This is a genomic window from Candidatus Microthrix parvicella Bio17-1, from assembly GCF_000299415.1.
Taxonomy (GTDB): domain Bacteria; phylum Actinomycetota; class Acidimicrobiia; order Acidimicrobiales; family Microtrichaceae; genus Microthrix; species Microthrix parvicella.
The window spans coordinates 242,422-260,083 of sequence record NZ_AMPG01000003.1; the positions used below are offsets into that span (position 1 = coordinate 242,422).

General features: G+C 66.3%; 14 protein-coding genes. 8 read left to right on the plus strand and 6 right to left on the minus strand.

Annotated features, from left to right (window positions below; all coding sequences use genetic code 11):
• The first annotated feature begins 68 nt into the window (after positions 1 to 68).
• From MPARV_RS0114385 to MPARV_RS0114400, 4 genes are read left to right on the plus strand one after another with little or no spacing between them, the layout of a single operon-like run.
• Positions 69 to 1,229, plus strand: a complete 1,161-nt coding sequence (locus tag MPARV_RS0114385; protein ID WP_020378779.1) for a glycoside hydrolase family 43 protein — start codon at positions 69 to 71, stop codon at positions 1,227 to 1,229.
• A gap of 45 nt (positions 1,230 to 1,274) precedes the next feature.
• Complete coding sequence (locus MPARV_RS25845) at positions 1,275 to 1,397, plus strand: hypothetical protein (RefSeq protein ID WP_012226289.1); 123 nt, start codon at positions 1,275 to 1,277, stop codon at positions 1,395 to 1,397.
• A gap of 6 nt (positions 1,398 to 1,403) precedes the next feature.
• Positions 1,404 to 2,003, plus strand: coding sequence for a membrane protein YczE (gene yczE, locus MPARV_RS0114395; RefSeq protein ID WP_020378780.1), 600 nt, complete (start codon positions 1,404 to 1,406; stop codon positions 2,001 to 2,003).
• 44 nt (positions 2,004 to 2,047) lie between these two features.
• The gene (locus MPARV_RS0114400) at positions 2,048 to 2,263 is read left to right on the plus strand and encodes a hypothetical protein (RefSeq protein WP_031278696.1); all 216 of its coding nucleotides are present in this window, start codon (positions 2,048 to 2,050) and stop codon (positions 2,261 to 2,263) included.
• A gap of 224 nt (positions 2,264 to 2,487) precedes the next feature.
• Here the strand turns inward: MPARV_RS0114400 and MPARV_RS0114405 are convergent, their stop codons facing one another.
• The gene (locus tag MPARV_RS0114405) at positions 2,488 to 2,952 is read right to left on the minus strand and encodes a hypothetical protein (RefSeq protein WP_012226279.1); all 465 of its coding nucleotides are present in this window, start codon (positions 2,950 to 2,952) and stop codon (positions 2,488 to 2,490) included.
• Between the two features lie 135 nt (positions 2,953 to 3,087).
• Between MPARV_RS0114405 and MPARV_RS25165 the strand changes: the two genes are divergently transcribed.
• The 3 genes from MPARV_RS25165 to MPARV_RS0114420 are packed head-to-tail and all read left to right on the plus strand — an operon-like array spanning position 3,088 to position 7,019.
• Positions 3,088 to 4,629 (plus strand): WS/DGAT/MGAT family O-acyltransferase, encoded by a 1,542-nt coding sequence (locus MPARV_RS25165; RefSeq protein ID WP_012226277.1) that lies wholly within the window; start codon positions 3,088 to 3,090, stop codon positions 4,627 to 4,629.
• Positions 4,626 to 5,927, plus strand: a complete 1,302-nt coding sequence (locus MPARV_RS0114415; RefSeq protein ID WP_020378784.1) for an alpha/beta hydrolase family protein — start codon at positions 4,626 to 4,628, stop codon at positions 5,925 to 5,927. Before MPARV_RS25165 ends, MPARV_RS0114415 begins: the two co-directional genes overlap by 4 nt.
• A gap of 21 nt (positions 5,928 to 5,948) precedes the next feature.
• Positions 5,949 to 7,019, plus strand: coding sequence for a threonine aldolase family protein (locus MPARV_RS0114420; RefSeq protein WP_020378785.1), 1,071 nt, complete (start codon positions 5,949 to 5,951; stop codon positions 7,017 to 7,019).
• A 1-nt stretch (position 7,020) separates the two neighbouring features.
• Here the strand turns inward: MPARV_RS0114420 and MPARV_RS0114425 are convergent, their stop codons facing one another.
• The 3 genes from MPARV_RS0114425 to MPARV_RS0114435 form a co-directional block, all read right to left on the minus strand.
• Entirely contained in the window at positions 7,021 to 7,812 is a 792-nt protein-coding gene (locus MPARV_RS0114425) for an enoyl-CoA hydratase (protein ID WP_020378786.1), read from the minus strand.
• A gap of 46 nt (positions 7,813 to 7,858) precedes the next feature.
• Positions 7,859 to 9,646, minus strand: coding sequence for a cellulase family glycosylhydrolase (locus MPARV_RS0114430; RefSeq protein ID WP_020378787.1), 1,788 nt, complete (start codon positions 9,644 to 9,646; stop codon positions 7,859 to 7,861).
• A gap of 123 nt (positions 9,647 to 9,769) precedes the next feature.
• Positions 9,770 to 11,314, minus strand: a complete 1,545-nt coding sequence (locus MPARV_RS0114435; protein WP_020378788.1) for an alpha/beta hydrolase domain-containing protein — start codon at positions 11,312 to 11,314, stop codon at positions 9,770 to 9,772.
• A gap of 135 nt (positions 11,315 to 11,449) precedes the next feature.
• Between MPARV_RS0114435 and MPARV_RS0114440 the strand changes: the two genes are divergently transcribed.
• Positions 11,450 to 12,925 carry a metallophosphoesterase family protein gene (locus MPARV_RS0114440; protein WP_020378789.1) on the plus strand — a complete coding sequence of 492 codons (1,476 nt, stop codon included), beginning with the start codon at positions 11,450 to 11,452 and terminating at the stop codon, positions 12,923 to 12,925.
• 19 nt (positions 12,926 to 12,944) lie between these two features.
• On the opposite strand, the gene MPARV_RS0114445 is transcribed toward MPARV_RS0114440, so the two are convergent.
• Together MPARV_RS0114445 and MPARV_RS0114450 are read right to left on the minus strand one after the other, a co-directional pair.
• The gene (locus tag MPARV_RS0114445; RefSeq protein WP_020378790.1) at positions 12,945 to 15,512 is read right to left on the minus strand and encodes an ABC transporter permease; all 2,568 of its coding nucleotides are present in this window, start codon (positions 15,510 to 15,512) and stop codon (positions 12,945 to 12,947) included.
• 134 nt (positions 15,513 to 15,646) lie between these two features.
• Complete coding sequence (locus MPARV_RS0114450; RefSeq protein WP_020378791.1) at positions 15,647 to 17,365, minus strand: SulP family inorganic anion transporter; 1,719 nt, start codon at positions 17,363 to 17,365, stop codon at positions 15,647 to 15,649.
• Positions 17,366 to 17,662 lie beyond the last annotated feature (297 nt).

Below are 17,662 nucleotides of genomic sequence, written 5' to 3' on the forward strand. Positions count from 1 at the left end.
GCCTGACGGAAGATTCCGGTCAGGTTGATGTGAGACACTCGACGTGGATGAGCATCCCGACTCGATCAATGACGATCACAGGGGTGGTTGCCATCCTGCTCGCCATGTGGGGTGTGGCCGGATGTGGCTCCGACGCCGACGAGGTCGTGGCGCGGCCCGGGCAACGCCGTCAGACGGACGGCCCAGCGGCGGTTGCCGGGCGGGCGGGGGGCGAGCGGGCCGCCTTGAGACCGGCCCGCGGCCTGCTCCGCGGCGTTCCGGTATTCAACGGTGACTTCGCTGACCCGTACGTGTTGCGGGTGGGCGATTCCTTCTTTGCGTACAGCACCAACACCGACGACGCGAACGTCCCGATTCTGGTGGTGGAGGACCCCCTCGCAGCGCGGTATCTCGGCGATGCGCTCCCCAAGCTTCCGGAATGGTCCGACCCTGGGTTCGTTTGGGCGCCGGCGGTTCTGGCCGACGTTGAGCGCTATGTCCTCTACTACGTGACGCGTCTTGCCGATACCGAAACGCAGTGCATCTCCAGCGCTGTTTCGGCGGCTCCCTCCGGTCCGTTTGTGGACGACTCGGAGGGGCCCATGGTGTGCCAACGGGACTTGGGCGGGTCGATCGACCCGAGCATCGTCACCGATCGGGATGGGGCGAACTGGCTGCTGTTCAAGAACGATGGCAACTGTTGCGGACTCCCCACGTCGCTCTGGTCCCAGGAACTGGCCCCCGGCGGCCGGTCGCTGCTTGGCGATCCTGCGCGACTGCTCGATGCTCGGGCGGGCTGGGAGGGTGAACTGATCGAAGGACCATCAATGGTGGTGACTCCGGACGACTACCTGCTGTTCTATTCGGCCAACGCCTGGGACAGCGAGCGTTACGCGATTGGCTGGGCGACGTGTGAGTCCGTCTCCGGCCCGTGCCGGCGATCGACGGCGGACCCGTGGATGGACTCCACAAAGTTCGCCCGCGGGCCGGGAGGCCAGGAGTTCTTCGGGGCGCTTGGCGACGTGTGGATGGTGTACCACGGCTGGGAGCCGGGAGACCTCGAAGTGCCTGGGGCGCAGCGCCGTTTATACCTCGAGGTCGTTGAGGTCGCCGACGGTGAACCCCGCCGCGTTGGTGCCCGCAACTCCGGCACTCTTGTTGGGGCGGTCATCGGCGCCACGGTCCTGGTTGGCGGCACGGTTCTCTGGCGGTGGCGGAAGCGACGCGGCCGGTCGCCAGGCCGGGGGTAGGCCACGCTCGACCACCTCCTTGGTGAATCGCTCTAATCTCCCCCGGTGGCTATCGAGCTGGATCACCTGGTGAGCGTCACGCGTGACAACCGTGAGGGCTCCCACCCCGCAATCCTGGTCTCCATGGAACTGATCACCGTTCCCTGGGGTGGCGGAGCGGCGGCGTAGGTCCCAATGGAACGGCTTGTTCGCTGCGTGTTTGGACTGTTCTTGTTCGCCGTGGGAATCACGCTGCTGATTCGGGCCAAGCTTGGAGCCGCCCCCTGGGATGTCTTCCACACGGGCGTTAGCGAACTCACCGGCATCGGCGTTGGAACGGTCATCGTGATCACCGGCGTAGTGCTGCTGTTGTTGTGGATCCCCCTGCGGGTCAGGCCTGGTCTTGGAACGGTCCTGAACGCAGTGCTCATTGGTGCCTTCGTCGACATGATGATGCCGATCGTGCCCGACCTCGATCTGCTACTGCCGCGGGTGCTGATGATGCTCGGGGGAGTGGTCACGATCGCCATCGGGTCCGGCTTTTACATCGGAGCCGGTCTGGGACCTGGGCCACGTGATGGGTTGATGACGGGGCTCTCTGGTCTCAGGCTTGCAGGACGACCGATCTCAATTCGGGTTGCACGGACGTCCGTCGAGGTCGCCGCTTTGGCGATCGGCGTGGCGCTCGGGGGAGCGATCGGCGTGGGCACAGCGGTCTTTGCCTTGGGGATCGGTCCGTTGGTCCAGGTGTTCCTCCCGCCACTCACCATGCCGGAGCGGTCGGGCTTGGCATGATGCCGGACTCACACAAGCTCGCCGATGTTGGTCGAGACCCACGGGTGGAACTGCACTCTGCGCCGATCGAGGATGACCTCAGCTCGGGGGACGCAAAATTGGCAGGAGTGCTTGTAGCGGATGCCGCTACCGGGGGCGAGGAGGGAGCGGCTTTCATCCTTGATGTGACAAAGGCCAGCGTCGTGAAAGTCATCGACAAACAACTGGAGTTCACCACCTGGTCGCCTGCTGACGGTCTACGGGTGCAGTACCGCACCTAAGGCCTCGACTTCGGCCTCGACTTCGGCCTCGGAAAGGCGGGCCGGCCCCAACTGGACCGGTGCGTCACGTATGGGCACCATCTCACCGTGGGCCCACCGACCGAGGTCGAGCAACTCATTGGCCGACCACCACCTGGCCGTCGTGGCGGTCAGCCATCAGGAGCCACCGATGATCGGCGGCGATTTTCAAGCGACTGCGGTCCCGGCGAAGTGTGGGGGCGCGCTCAGCCGAATTTGAGGTCTGTGGCCTTGACCCAGGCGGTCGTGGTGCCCTTGACGACCAGGAATTCTGGCCCCGAGCCCTGTTGGGCGTTGCGGATGGCGACGGCCTTCCAACCCGGGTTGTCCTCTCCAGCGGTCTGCACACACTTCAGCGGTGTAGGCAAGGCAGAGAAGGCCTGCGCCGCAGCCTGTGCCGGATCTGTTGCCTTGGTGGCCAGCCCCCGCGCGAGCGAATCGGCGGCGCTGACAATCGCCCAGATGAATCCGGCGGCGATTGCCGCCAGAAACTTTCGCTCATCGGTCAGCCATTTGATGTCGGTGACCGCGTCGAGCGCGTAGAAGATCGGCAGAATTGAAGCGAGGACGAGTGCGGTTCCACGAGTGGTTCGGAGCGTTCCGGCCTGGATCACATCGACGCTCTTGTCGTCTGCGAATGCGTCCAAAAGGCTTGCCAGCGGAGTTGCCACGACCAGACTCCTTTTGGATGCCGCCCGAATGATTCACTGTAAGTTGCCTGTCAAGGCGGAGCATCCAAGCGAGGCATGGCGGTTTCGACCGGGCCAGCGTGACGGCCGCTGCCGGCGCTGACAGACTGAGCGTCCATGGAACGAACGACTGCCGCCGACGCCTCATTTCTCTATATGGAAAACCCGGTGGTCCACATGCATGTCACCGGGGTCATGCTGATCGACCCATCCACCGCCCCCGACGGCTTCTCCTTCGATCTCTTCCGCAGGTTCGTCACGTCGCGGTTGCATCGAATTCCGCCGTTTCGACGCCGGTTGAGGATCGTTCCGCTGGGAATCGATCATCCGGTCCTGGTGGACGACCCCGACTTCGACCTCGATAACCACCTTCATTCCGACTCGCTCGTCGACGGCAGCCGGGCGGGTTTGGCCGAGTGGGTGGGGCGGTATGCGTCCGAGCCGCTGGACCGCGATCGTCCGCTGTGGGACATGGTGCTGCTGGAGGGGCTCGAAGACGGCAAGGTGGCGATGGTCTCAAAGATCCATCACATTCTGGTCGACGGCACGAGTGGCACCGACCTGATGGTGCAACTGGTCGACCTCAAGCCGGAGTTCGAAATGGAGGATCCGCCCCCGTTTGAGCCCGAGGATTCGGTGCCGAACTTTGTGCGGTTGATGGCAGGTGCCGTGGCATCGCGAGTGGTCGATCCGCTGCGCGGCGTCCGGGCCCTTGGCCGAGGCCTTGGCTCGGTTGGGCGGGTGATGCTCAACGTCACCGGCAGCTCGGACGGCCCCACGATGGCCCGCCCATTCGATGCGCCCCGTACGTTGTTCAACCGTTCGATCACCGCCCGTCGTTCGGTGGCGTTCTCCATGTGTGCGTTGGACGATCTGAAGTTCGTGAAGTCCACCTTTGGTGCCACGGTCAACGACGTGGTGCTGGCGGCGTGCACCCAGTCGTTGCGCTCCTACCTGGCCAACCGGGGCGAAACCTTCGAGCGTCCGCTGGTGGTCAGCGTGCCGGTGTCGGTGCGGGGCAAGGTGACCGACGGGTCGTCGGCCAATCAGGTGTCCAACATGTTTGTGCGCCTGCCGGTGCACCTGACCGACCCGGTCGACCAGTTGCGGGCGGTTCGGGTGGACACCCGGGATGCCAAGGCGGTACACGGTGCGATCGGGGCCGACATGATCGGCGACGTCACCGAGGTGACCCCTCCGGCCATCTTCAACCTGGCCAGCCGCCTCTACAGCTCGGCCGGTCTGGCCGATCGACTCGCACCGATCCACAACCTGGTCATCTCCAACGTTCCCGGCCCCCCGTTTCCTCTCTACATCGCCGGGGCCCAACTGGTGGGCATGTATCCGTTTGGGCCGTTGATCGAGGGGTCGGGGTTGAACATCACGGTGTTGTCCAACATGGGCAACATGGACATCGGGGTGATCGCCTGCCCCGACATCGCCCCCGACGTCGACGAGGTGACCGACGGTATCGTCGATGCCATCGAAGTGCTGCGGCAGGCCGCGGTGGCGGCGGTGGAAGCCGAGGCGACCGAGCCCAAGACGCCGGCCGTGAAGAAGAGTCCGGCGAGGAAGGCTCCGGCCAAGAAGGCTCCGGCCAAGAAGAGCCCTGCCAAGAAGGCTCCGGCCAAGAAGGCTCCGGCCAAGAAGGCGACATGACCATGGCGCTGCGCCCCAATCGCACTTCACCCGACCCCGACGCCCAGCTCGAGGACGTGACCGCTGTTTCCGAAGAGGAGGAGGCCGGGTCGATCACGTTGGTGAATCGGGTGGAGAAGGGCCTGGCGCGCATGCCCCTGGCGCGGCTGACCACCGTGGGCCCACGTACCGCTCGCTGGGCCATTCAGGCGGTACTGACCGAGGCCGGTCACATCCCGGGCGCTCCCAAGATCCGCATGACGGCCGCCCTCGCCGGCCAGGTGGCGATGGACGAGGCCGTCGTGGCGCTGATGCAGGGCCCCAGCCGATTTCCCCGACGTGCCGACTATCACCGTGTCTCAGCCGAGTTGGAGGAGGCCGCAGCACTGTTCGAGCAACGCGGCTGGCTGGACGACCCCCGCAGCTATCACGATGATCCTCGACCGTTGGCCGACGTGGTCTCCACCTGGGGTTGGGCGCTCGGGCAGCGCTACCGGCGTATCAGCTGGGACAGCGACTTTCACGCACGTCCGGAGGAGCCGGGGGCAGAGCGGTGGGAGGCGTTCCAACAAAACCACACGGCTTCCGCCTGGGTGCTTGAACACGACGATGGACCGCGCCCCTGGGTGGTGTGTGTGCACGGGTTCGGCACGGGTGCAGCCGTCGCTGACATGATCACCTTTCGGGCCCAGCATCTGCATCACGACCTGGGCTGGAACGTGGCGGCCATCGTCCTGCCGGTGCACGGCAGCCGTCGCCCGTCCCGCCTGGGCGGTGAACAGTTCCTCGGGTTCGACATGATGAACGGCGTACACGCATTGGCTCAGTCGGCGTGGGACATGCGCCGCCTGCTCAGTTGGGTGCGTGCCCAGGACCCCACGTCGGTGGTGTTGCACGGCGTGTCGCTGGGAGGGTACGTGGCCTCGCTGACCACCTGCCTCGACGGTGATCTCGACGCCGCGATCGCCGGCATCCCCGTGAGCGACTTCCCCGGATTGTTCTCCCACCAGGCGCCCCAGCACGTGCGGGAGCGGTCGGTCGAACATGGCATTCTCGAAGGTAACGCCGAGCGGGTCTACCGCGCGGTGTCGCCGCTGGCCATGCCCACGCTCGTGCCGTTTGAGAAGCGGTTCATCTTCGCCGGGTTGGGCGACCGCATGGCGGTGCCCAGCCAAACCCAGGCGTTGTGGCATCACTGGGAGGAACCCACCATCAGTTGGTTCCCGGGTAACCACGTCGGTTACCTGTGGTCGAAGAAGGTGGCGGGTTTCGTCGACGGCATCCTCGAGGATGTCACCCCGTCGCCGCTGGACGACTGACCTTTGGCGGTACGGTCGGGCATGCCCCTGACCGCTGCGGCGCCAAGCCGTTCATTTGCCAGCGACAACGCCGCCGGAGCCCACCCCGCCGTGATCGAGGCGGTGGTCGCCGCCAACGCGGGCCATGCCCTGGCCTACGGCGAGGACGCACACACCGCGCGTTGCGAGGCGGCGTTCAGCGAGCTCTTCGATGCCGACGTCGTCACGCGCCTGACGTTCAACGGCACCGGCGCCAACGTGGCGGCGCTGGCCACCCTGATGGCCTCGCTGCGCGGGCCGCACCACGCCGTGGTGTGCAGCAGTTGGGCCCACATCAACATCGATGAAACCGCTGCGCCCGAGCGCATCCTGGGCACCAAACTCATCGACCTGCCCGCCGAAGATGCCAAGGTCACTCCCGCCCAGCTGCGGGTGGTCGGCGCCGATCTGGGGGCTGTGCACCATGCGCAACCGGGGGTGCTCAGCATGACTCAGCCGACCGAGCTGGGCACCCTGTACACGGCGGCGGAGATCGCAGCGTTGTGCGACACCGCCCACGAGCTGGGCATGCTGGTGCATCTTGACGGTGCCCGCATCGCCAACGCCACCGCGTCGTTGGGTGGAACCCGCGAGGCGCTGCGGTCCTTCACCCTCGACGCCGGGGTGGACGCCGTCTCGTTTGGCGGAACCAAAAACGGTCTGTTGGGCGCCGACGCTGTCGTGTTCCTCAACCGCGAGGCGGCCGTGGGGTCGGAGTACGTGCGCAAGCAGGTGACCCAGCTGCCGTCGAAGATGCGGTTCCTCGCAGCACAGTTCAACGCGGTGCTGGCAGACGATCTCTGGCTGTGTCTGGGCGAGCACTCCAACACCATGGCGCAGCTGTTGCACGATCGGGTGGCCGTCCTCCCTGGCGTCGAGGCCGGGCCATCGCCCGCTGTCAACAGCATCTATCCCGCTCTGCCGCCCTCCATCATCAAGCCGCTTCAGGCCTGGAGCTTCTTCTGGGACTGGGATGTGACCAAACACCAGGTGCGATGGATGACCGCATGGGACACCACCATCGAGGATGTCGAGGCATTCGTCGCCGGGGTGGCGGAGCTTGCCGGGCGGTGACTCAGGACCCGATCCAGGTGGGAGATCGCTTGTCGAGGAACGCTCCGATGCCTTCTGCGGCGTCGTTGGTTGCCAGGTTGTCCACCATCACGCGTGAGGTGTGCGCGTAAGCGTCGGCCAAGGGTAGGTCGCGCTGTTTCCAGTATGCGGCCTTGCCGAGGGCCACGGTCATGGGTGATTTGGAGGCGATGGTCCGCGCCAGCTCCTCGGTGGCATCTGCCAGCCGCGGGTCGGGAACGACCCGGTTGATCAGCCCGATGCGGTGGGCCTCGGTGGCATCGATCATGTCGCCGGTCAGCAACATTTCAAGGGCGTGCTTGGGAGCAACCGTGCGGGTAAGGGCAACCATCGGTGTCGAGCAGAACAGGCCGATGTTCACACCTGGGGTGGCGAAGCGGGACGACTCGCCTGCGACCGCCAGGTCGCAGCTGGCAACCAGCTGGCACCCGGCTGCGGTGGCCACGCCCGCCACCTGTGCGATCACCGGCCGGCGCAGGCGGGTGAGTTGCATCATCACGTTGGAGCAGCGGGCAAAGAGGCGTTCGCGAAACTCGGGTTCTTCGTTGGAACGAACCTCGCGCAGGTCGTGTCCGGCACAGAACGCAGGTCCGGCCCCGGTCAGCACCACCACGTGCACCGTGGGGTCGGCGTCCACCTCGTCGAGCCGGGCGGCGAGCGCATCCAGCATGGGCTCGGACAGGGCGTTGCGTGCTGCCGGCCGGTTCAGCGTCAGCGTGGCGACGTGGTCGAGGTCGGAGCGAAGTACCAGTGGTTGGTCGAGGCTGTCACCCATGGTTCGACCGTACCGTGCGGCCCGATCCCGGCGCGGCCGCCGGGGGTCAACCGGTAAAGCGGGGCGTCAGCGGAGCGGTGATGGGCCCGGTCGATATGACCGGGGCACCGGCCTCGTTCCCGGCCGTCGGCTGGTTGCCGTCCGTCGGCTGGTTGCCGGCCGATGGTGCCTTGCCGTTTGAAGGTGCATTGCCGTTTGATGGTGCATTGCCGTCCGATGGTGCATTGCCGTTTGATGGTGCATTGCCGTTCGAGGAGGGTTCGGCGGCAGGAGGCTCGTCGGTGGACGGCCCGGGGGTGGTGGGTGTTGCGGGCAGTTCAACCTCGGGGAAGTCCAGGCTGGGTGTCGGCGAGTCGGCCGGATAGACGACCACCTTGGGCTCGGCGGTCGAGCCGTCGGCCACAACGGTCAGCGAAGCCGCATTTGGCTCCGAGGTCACCGTCGCCCCGACGGTCAGCACCTTGTAGCCCTTGGGGTAGGTGCGCGGGGCCACCTGAAACACGGTTTCGGTGTCGGCGGGAAACTGTGTGCCGTCTGGTCCGGTGGTGTCCCACGTGAAGCGCATCACCCGCGTCGGCAGGTCGTAGTCCAGCCGGGTTGGGGTACCGCCAATAGCCAGCGGGTGGGGCCGCACCAGCGCATCGACGTTGTCGGCCTCGTGGTCGGAGGGCGGCGCCTTCAGGTCCTCGATGGTGTTCTCGTTGTAGGCCCAGTGCATCCAGGGGATCAACGCCCGGTCGAACTCCTTGATGTTCATGTCGGTGAACTTCGGGTCGGGGTTGGCGCCAAACTCGGTGTTCAGCAGCGCACCGCCGGTTGTGGCCGACCAGGCTTCCGCCTTGTCCATCACCACCGGGACCTTGTCGTCAGACAGGGGGTACACGTGGAAGCTGAGACCGCTGTTGGCGTCGCCACCCGGCAAGGCGATGTTGGTGTCTGGCTCACCGAAGTTGAACAGCACCCAGGGCTCACCGAACACCAGCTGTTCGGCGCCGGCGTTGCGAATGGCACCGGTGATACGCGAGTAGTACGGGTCGAGTGAGGCCTTGTCCTGTGCGGGGCAGCCGGGGCCGCTCTCAATACACGGTCCGAAGTTGGTTCCAGGCCACGGCTCGTTGAGCAGGTCCCAACCCAAAATGGCGTCGCTGCTGGCCAGTCGCTGTGCCATCACGTCGAACACGGTGGCCACCCGGTCCTGTAGAGGCACGTCACCCGGCCCCTTCTCGTTGGCCCAGAAGCTGTCGAATGCCACCTGAATTGCCGGGTTGGTCAGGTAGTACAACGGAAAGGGGGTACCGGTGTTCTCGGCGCCATGGGTGAGCGTCATCCATTCGGGAAACCCGTTGCTGCCCAACGAGGGGCCCCAGCCGTCCTGATGCAGGTCGATCAGCACCAGCAGGCCGTTGGCCTCCAGCAGCTCAACGGTTTCGACGAACGAGTCCACGTAGGCGGTGTCGATGACGCCTGGGGTTGGCATGACCGCACCGGCGTTGAAGCCCAGCCGAACCGCGTCAAACCCGTTGGCGGCCAACCACTGGGCGTCGTCTTCTTCGAAGCCATACCCCGCCGGGGTAAACAGGTTCTTGTCGACGAAGTTGGTGCCGTTCAACATGAGCACGCGCCCATCGGCGGTGGTCAGCCAACGCCCTTGGTGGCCAATCGGCCCCAACGATGCGGGCTGCACCTCGGGTGTGGCGGTCTCGGGTGTGGCGGCCGGAACGGTTGAAGGTGTGCTCTGAGCGCCGACCGAAGTGCCGCTGCTCAGCGAGAGCCCGGCGATGGCGACGGCTGCGATCAGCGCGGCAAACCAACGATGCCTGGTGTGTGTCTTCATGGGTGTGCCCCTCCTCGGAAGTGCGTCAGTGTCCCATGCCCTGTCGGCGTTGAACAGTTCTGCTGTGTGTGGCCGGCAGCCATCCGTCACCACAGCGTCCCCGCAGCCGGCCCCGGCTTGAGGTCAGCCTGCGATGCGGTCGGGTTGGGCCTCGGCGATGAGGGCCTCCCGGTCGTCTTTCAGCACAAACTTGGCGTCGATGGCGGCATCGGCGGCCGTGGCGTAGTCGTCGTCGTAGGCCTTCGGGGAGTCGTACATCCTGGCCAGGTCGGCGGGCGGAATTGGCGTGGTCGAGCCCATCAGCATGCAGATGACGTTGGCCCCTTCAGCCGGCAGCCCGGACAGCACATCGACGGGTGCCTCCACTGCTGGGGTGCGGACGCCTCCGGTGACGTTGCCCACGTCGTCGTGCTTGTAGACGGGCTGGGCGCCCGAGCTGTCGACGTCCAGACGGGCGGCCTTGGGTGGGGCCTCACCGTTCTTGGCCCAGTCCTCCAGTTGGCGCAGCGCCGCCTTCAACACGAAGCTTTGTTGGCCGCGGTTGATCGGTTTGGGGCACTTCAGCAGTTCCTCGGTGGCACCCAACTGGTAGTAGTCGGCGTGGGCCGTTCCGGCGATCTCCCACAGACGGAACTTGTCGTTGTCGTCCTGTCGGGAGGGGTAGGAATCCAGGATGCCCAGCACGTCGCTTTCGGTTTGCACCGTGATGACCGGCACCTCAAGATCGGTGCGAATCGTGGTGGGCTGCCCGGCGATGGTGCCGGCGATGTCGATGCCCTCGCCCGGCTTGCCCAGCGGCGCCGCCGCGCCGCCACGGCTGTGGATGATGAACCCGTCAAACTCCTCGGTCAGCGGCTGCACCCCGTTGACGTAGGTGGTGAGGGCAAACGCCGACTGCGATTCACCAACAGCAAGCAGACGCTGCACGTCGAGGTCGCCCAGGGGGTTGGAGCCGCCCTCCTGGCGGAGTGCCCGTCCAACCTGGGTGTAGATGTCGTAGCTGAAGGCGTCGCCTGGATGTTTCAGGTCGCCGTATCGCGCCGGGTCGAATGCCTTCAGACCCTTGCCCGCGCCGGTGAACTCTGCGCCTGGGGCCTCGACGGCCACCGTGCCACCTTCGATGCCGATGTGTTGCGCCGACACACCCACCCACGCGTAGCCGTTGCGCACGATCTCGTCGGCCATGTAGGTGTAGTCGGGAGCCACATCGGCACCGGAACTCACGTTGTTCCACTCGACCACCACCGTGCCGTTGAAGTTCGCTGGATCCTTGGGGCGACGAACCACCACCCGGGTGTTGTATTCGCCCGAGCCCTGTTCGATCAATTTGAAGGTGCCGTCGGCGGGGAGTTCGCCGTCGGACTTGTAGCCCGTGGCCGTGCCCGACACCGGGTACTCGCCCTCGGTGTACCCGGCCTCGGCCAAATCGGGAAGCTCGCCTGCAGCAAGCAGCGAAAGGCCGTTGCCGCCGGTCAACTCGTCGCCGAAGGTGCCTGCCGGGCCGTCGGGTCGCTTCGGGGCTTCTGTGGAGCCCGCCTCATCGCCACCGGTCGATGCGGCCGTTGTGCTGGTGGCGTCTTTTGGAGTGGCGTCGTCGCCACCCGAGTCGCCACCTCCGCAACCTGCGCTCATCATGACCACTGCAAGCACCCCGATCCCGATCCCCATGCGCCTCATTGGCTCCCCCTTCTGGCAGATGTGCCGAGACACGATTCTGCCAGGCCGTGGGTGGCTGGTGTCAGATTGATCTTCGCCGCAACCGTCACCCCGCGGGCGGCCGTGGCACCGACGGTACGATCGGGCATGGCCGATCCAGCCCCGCAGGCTCCCGCTGCGCCGTCGCGTCTGCGGTGGGTTCGGGCGGCGGTCACCGTGTGCGTGGTGGCGCTTGCGGTGCTGCTGCTGGCCCCGATGCTCGGCAGCTCCGATCACCCGGTGGGCCCCGGCTCGGTGTCGATTGGGTTCTGGCCCACCGCGCGCGGCCACACCACTCTGGGCCTTCCGCCGTTGGGACAGGCGAGCGCCCCCACCCACCGGGGTCCGGTGGAGGTGCGCATGGAGCTGCGTTCCCTTGACGTGCCCCAGCTGATCGGCAGCGACGGGCGCGTCGACGCGTCGGCGCTGCGCTCCTCGATCGAGGCCGATACCCGGGGTGCGCTGACCGCCGCCGTCGTGCGTTTCGGCCTGGTCGCCGCCTTGGTCGGAGCGGTCGCTGCGGCGGTATTGCCGTGGCGACGCAAGCGCACGGTGGTGCTGGGTGCTGTTGGCGGGGGTCTGCTGGCCGTGGTGCTTGCCGCTTCGGCGCTGCCCGGGTTCGACAGCCGGCGCTTTGATGAGCTCACCTATGAGGGCCCAGTGGATGCCGGGCGCCAGATGATGGCGTCGATCTCCACCACCGAGGGGCCGTTGGACCGGCGGGTCAGCGCCCTGACCAATCGTCTGGCGGGCCTGTACTCGGCCACGCTCACCCAGTCGATCGCCGATTCGGAGGGCGAGGTGGTGATCCTGCACATCTCCGACCTGCACCTCAACCCCATCGGTGCCCAGCTGGCCCGTCGTCTGGCCACCTCATTCGATGTGGATGCGGTGGTCGACACGGGCGACACCACCTCGTTCGGCTCCAGCTTTGAGGGCGTCTACGCCGACGCGCTCGCCGACTTTCCGGTGCCGTACCTGTACGTCGCCGGCAACCACGACTCTCGCCCCAACCGGCGGGCCATCAAGGCCACGCCCGGCATCACGGCGCTCCACAACAGGGTCGTCGACGTGGAGGGGGTGAGGATCGCCGGCTTCGACGATCCGGTGATCACCACCGCCAACCCGGTACCCAAGGAGCAGCGCAAGGCCACCGAGTACGCCGCAGCGCCCGCGGTGGCCCAACTGTTGGAACGCGAGCAACCCGACGTGCTGGCCGTGCACAACCCGGTGATTCTGCGTGACCTGGTGGGCCAGGTGCCGTTGGCCATCGTTGGACATGGACACCGTTCACGGCTGGGCGCCCGCAACGGCACGGTGGTGTGGGAGGTTGGGTCCACCGGCGCCACCGGGTTGGGCTCGCTGCTGGTGGAGAACGACCTGCCGGCCGGCGCCGCCCTACTGCGGTTCCGCGATGGCGAGTTGGTGGCCATCGACGATCTGGAGGTGGTGGGCACCGCCGGCGACCTGCAGATCCGGCGTCGAATCATCACCGACGAGATTCGTCAGGGCGACAACGCCGACTTCATCGGCGACGAGGCGGACGAGGGCATCGGCCCCGCGGCCGACCCCGGCGATGGCTGACCGGGTCGGCCGAGGACACCTACTCGCTGGAGATCGCCTCCAGCACGTTCAGTTTGGCGGCCTTCGAGGCGGGCCGGATCGATGCGATCACACCGACGGCGGCACCGAACACCACCACGGTCACCAGACCGCCGACGGGGATGGCGAAGGTGTTGAAGCCCTGGCTCTTGAGGGCCTGAATCAGGGTGAAGCTGAGGCCGAGCCCGAGCAAGAGCCCGATTCCGGTACCCATCAGCGCCACGATCACCGCCTCCCAGCGCACCGACGACCGAAGCTGCCGTCGGGTCATGCCGGTTGCCCGCAGCAGCCCCACCTCCCTGGTGCGTTCGTGGATCGACAGCGACAGGGTGTTGGCAATGCCGATCAGGGCGATCACCACCGACACCGCCAGCAAACCATAAATCACGTTCAATAGGGCGCTGATCTGGGTCACGATGCTGCCGGTGAACTCCTCCCGGTCCTGAAGCTTCATGGTGGGGAAGTCTTTGGCGATCTTCTTGAGCTCCGGGCGGAGCGACGCAGGCGGGGTGCCGGCCGCGGCCTTGATGGCGACGAGGAAGTCGGTGGGCTGTTCGGTGAGACGTGAGGCGTCGGCACGCGTGGTGCTCCACTGGCCGAGCAGCACCCGTTCGTCGCTGATCGCCGCCACCTTGAACGTCAGTGTGGCGCCGTTTCTGCCGGTCAACTTCACCGAGTCGCCGATGCTCAGCTTGTTCTTTTCAGCCACCTGTCGATCGACGACGATCTGACCGTCGCGCAGGTCGGTCAGCGCACCCCGCTCCATCTTGGCGTCGAACAGCTTGGTGTAGGTGGCCGGGTCGATGCCGGCGAGAATGGCGGGTGACTTGGTTCCGTCCGGCAGTTCCAGCAGGGCCTCGGCGCCGGCGATGGCGGTCACGTCGGCCACACCCGGCACCTTGGCCATCCGTTCGCTCAGCTCGGGACCGGCGCCCGCAAACGTCTGCTGGCTGGCGGGCTGCACGATGTAGTCGCCTTTGAACCCGCCGCTGATCGACTTCGTCACCGACGACTGCGCCGAGTTGGCGAAGATGGTGATGAACCCAATCAGGGTCACGCCGATGATGAGGGCCGATGCGGTGGACGCAGTGCGGCGTGGATTGCGCGTGGCGTTCTGACGTGAGAGCCGTCCGGTGACGCCCTTCAGCTTCGGGAGGGGGGAACCGACCAGGTTGGAGAGCGGCCGGGCGTAGACCGGGCCAAGGATCAGCACGGCCACCACCACCAGCGCCATGCCCAGACCGATGGTGGGCAGGCGGTCGGTGCTCGGGTCGCTCCCAAACGACGGGAGCAGCAGCACCACGCCGATCACCGCCGCCACCGCCCCGGTCGCAGCACGGAATCGCGACCGGTCTGATTCGTCGGTTGCCACGTCCTGTAGCGCAGCGATCGGCGGCACGCGGGTGGCCCGGATTGCCGGCAGCATTGCCGAACCGGCCGTGATGGCCAACCCAACCAGGATCGACACCGCCGCGTTGCCGGCGGTGATGGTGAGGCCGGTCGAGGGCAGGTCCAACCCGGCTTTGCGCAGCAGTACGAATGCCGCCTGGGCCAAACCGACGCCGGCGACAAAGCCGAGGAGGGCCGAGATCACCCCGATGATCCCGGCCTCCAGCAGCACCGAGCCCAGCACCTGACGGCGGCTGGCGCCGAGGGCACGCATCAGGGCCAACTGTTTGGTGCGTTGCGCCAGCAGGATGCTGAACGTGTTCGAGATGATGAAGATGCCGACGAACAGCGCGATGAAGGCGAAGGTCAACAGGATCTTTGAGAAGAACCCGAAGACGTCCTTCAGGTCGGTTGCCTGCTCCTTCGCCAACGCCTCTCCGGTGATGACGTTGGCGCCGGGTGCCACCTTGGCGGCCCGGAGTTGGGTGACGAGTTGGTCGGGGCTGATGCCCGCCTTGGCCCGAGCGTTCACCTGGTCCAGCTTGTTGGAAGCGCCGGCCAGCGTTTGTGCCTGAGCCAGGGTCGTTGCCACCGAGATGACCCCGCCAGAGGAGTCGGCGTCGCCAAACCGGCTGATGCCCACCAGCTTCAGCTTCTGTTGGCCCTCGGGGGTGACCAACACCAACGTGTCGCCCACCTCGAAGGGTCCGTCGTTGGCGGCGGCGCGGTTGATCACGGCTTCGCCATTGGCCTCGGGCGCCCGCCCGCTGACCACCTGGTAGGGATTGAGGGTCGGGTCGGTGTCCCACGACCCGATGATGGTGGGCGGGCCCGCACCACCCATCGGGTCGCCCTTCTTGTTCAGAAGGGTGAACTCGAACGACGCAATCGCCGGGCTGGCCGCCGCCACTCCCGGTACTGCTCGCACCTTGGTGACGACGTCTTCGGGAAGGCGGTCGCGCTGTTCGCCACCACGCTCCGATTTGAACAGCACCGGCCCGCGCACCACGGCGTCGGTACCTTTGGTGCCCGCGGCAAACAGATCGTCGAACACACTGTTGATCGTGCTGGTCAGCACCAGGGTGCCCGACATGAAGGCCACGCCCAGCAACACGGCAATGCAGGTGGAGATCAGGCGGCGCTTGTGCGCCCAGAGGTCACGAAGGGTGGTGCGGGTCACGTCGGGCTTTCGGGTTCAGGCGTTTGGGGAAACCGGATCAGAATACGTGCAAGCGGTGGGGCCGGACCCGGCAGTGCACGGCAGGTGATGCCGTTTCGGTCCGGTCATTGTTCGCAACGAACCGTCGACGAGGCCTATTCGTTCGCCTTGCGGGCCTTCTTCGCCGCCTTGACGCCTTGTGAGATGGTGCGCCACATGTGATCCGGTCCCAGGATGTCGTGCACCCCGGATGCCTCGAGCACCTGCCGGGTCGGGTAGATGACCCGGACGAGATGCACATCGATACCGTGCCGGTGCAGGTGCCCAATCAACTCTCCAAGCGCGTCGGCGCTCGTGGTGTCCAGTTGATTCGTGGCCTCCATGTTGATGATGACGGCCTCGGTGTCGGGCTCGGCCTCGATCTCGGTGGTGATCAACTCAACAGCGGCGGCTGCGTTCACCCAAAACAGCGGCTTGGTCAGCCGCAGCACCATGATTCCGTTCACGGTGGGGTTCTTGGGGTTGCGGTCGACCGACCCCCAGGCGGCCTTCTCCGAGCGCACCTTGCCCAGTACGTCCACCTCGATTCGGCTCGTTCGATAGATCAGGCCCAGGATCGACTGGGCGATCGCCGCCAACAGGCCGTACAGGGTGCCCAGCACCAGTACACCGACGAGCGCCGCCAAGGCGCCGACAAAGTCGTTTCGACGGATGCTGCGATAACGGGCGAGTGCATTGAGGTCCATCAGTGGCCACACCGCGTGAACGACGACCGCCGACAGCACCACTTTTGGCAGGCCACCCAGCGATGGTGCAAAGAAGAGCACCACCACGACCACCAGGCCCATGGTTGCCAGGCTGGTCAGTGGGCTACGCCCGCCGCTGTTGTCAGCCGCGGCGGTCTTCGACAGGCTGCCGCCCACGCCGATGCCGCCGGAGAATCCAGCGGCGACATTGGCGGCGCCGGTGCCGATGAGTTCTCGATTCGCGTCGACGTGATAGCCGTTCTGGGAGGCAAACAGCCTCGCGGCGCTCAAGCTTTCGGCCAGGCCCACCATTGCCAGGGCGGCGCCGCTCGCAAGCAGACCGCCCATGTCCCCAACGGACAGGTCGGGTATCGCCAGCCCCGGAAGGCCGCTTGGCACCTTGCCAATTTCGGCGATCCCCGCAGCCGGAAAGTCGACGAACTTGGCGACCACCAGCCCGCCGATCACCACCACCAGGCCCCACGGAACCACCGATTTGATGCGTGGCCCCAGAAACAGCACGGCGAGGGCCACCGCGCCGACGGCGGCGTTCTTGGGTTGGATTTCGCCGAGGTGCCCGGCGATGCCGCTGACCCTGCCGACGAAGTTGCCCGAGCCGCGTGGCAATCCCAGCAACGTGGGGATCTCACCGACGACGATCAAGATCGAGAGGCCAAACACGAAGCCGGTCACGATCGGCTTGGAGAGAAAGTCGGCGACCCAACCCAGCCGGAGCAACCCTGCGATCATCAGGATGAGCCCCGAGATGATCGCCAACGCCGTCACCAGGGCCAGCGCCTCCTGAGGGCTTTTCGCCCCGTGCGACGCAACGATCGACCCGGTCAGCACCGACACGGTCGAAACCGGGCCCACAATCAGCTGTGGGGACGACCCCACGAAGGCGTACACACCCAGCGCCAACGGCAGGGCGTACAACCCGGTCTGCACCGGAGCGCCGGCCAGCGCCGCGTAGCCCAGTGACTGCGGCACCATCAGCGCCGTCACCACGAGGGCCGCCAACAGATCGCCGCGCATGGTCGAGCGGCTGAATCGGCGCCGCAGCGTCGCGTTGAGCGAGCCGAGGACGGCGACGCGTTGTCGCTGGAGCTGTCCCGTGGGCTCGGTCATGCCCAAGTGAACCTATCGCCCGCCTGATGCCGCCCGACTGCTCATTTCCATGCCCCCAACCGTTGTCGAGCATATGGCTCCGGGCTCTCCGGCGTGCAGTAGGCCTGTGGGCCCCGGGTGGATTTACCGGTCCGCTCGATGAGTCCCTCGGACTCCAACGCCCGCACACTCTCATGGCTGCTGGACGTGAGTTTCCCCATGTTCCGATCGGGCTTCGCTGATCTGGCTGGGGATGGCGCCCCCACAAGAGTGCCGGCGTCCACGGTCGCTCCTGGCCGGGACTATGCAGCGTTCGAC

What these genes read in the sequence shown, in the direction of transcription:
- MPARV_RS25165 (WP_012226277.1), top strand. Translation starts at nt 3,088, where the DNA reads ATGGAACGAACGACTGCCGCCGACGCCTCATTTCTCTATATGGAAAAC.
- MPARV_RS0114435 (WP_020378788.1), bottom strand. Translation starts at nt 11,314, where the DNA reads ATGGGGATCGGGATCGGGGTGCTTGCAGTGGTCATGATGAGCGCAGGT.
- MPARV_RS0114425 (WP_020378786.1), bottom strand. Translation starts at nt 7,812, where the DNA reads ATGGGTGACAGCCTCGACCAACCACTGGTACTTCGCTCCGACCTCGAC.
- yczE (WP_020378780.1), top strand. Translation starts at nt 1,404, where the DNA reads ATGGAACGGCTTGTTCGCTGCGTGTTTGGACTGTTCTTGTTCGCCGTG.
- MPARV_RS0114430 (WP_020378787.1), bottom strand. Translation starts at nt 9,646, where the DNA reads ATGAAGACACACACCAGGCATCGTTGGTTTGCCGCGCTGATCGCAGCC.
- MPARV_RS0114420 (WP_020378785.1), top strand. Translation starts at nt 5,949, where the DNA reads ATGCCCCTGACCGCTGCGGCGCCAAGCCGTTCATTTGCCAGCGACAAC.
- MPARV_RS0114450 (WP_020378791.1), bottom strand. Translation starts at nt 17,365, where the DNA reads ATGACCGAGCCCACGGGACAGCTCCAGCGACAACGCGTCGCCGTCCTC.
- MPARV_RS0114385 (WP_020378779.1), top strand. Translation starts at nt 69, where the DNA reads ATGACGATCACAGGGGTGGTTGCCATCCTGCTCGCCATGTGGGGTGTG.
- MPARV_RS0114415 (WP_020378784.1), top strand. Translation starts at nt 4,626, where the DNA reads ATGACCATGGCGCTGCGCCCCAATCGCACTTCACCCGACCCCGACGCC.
- MPARV_RS0114440 (WP_020378789.1), top strand. Translation starts at nt 11,450, where the DNA reads ATGGCCGATCCAGCCCCGCAGGCTCCCGCTGCGCCGTCGCGTCTGCGG.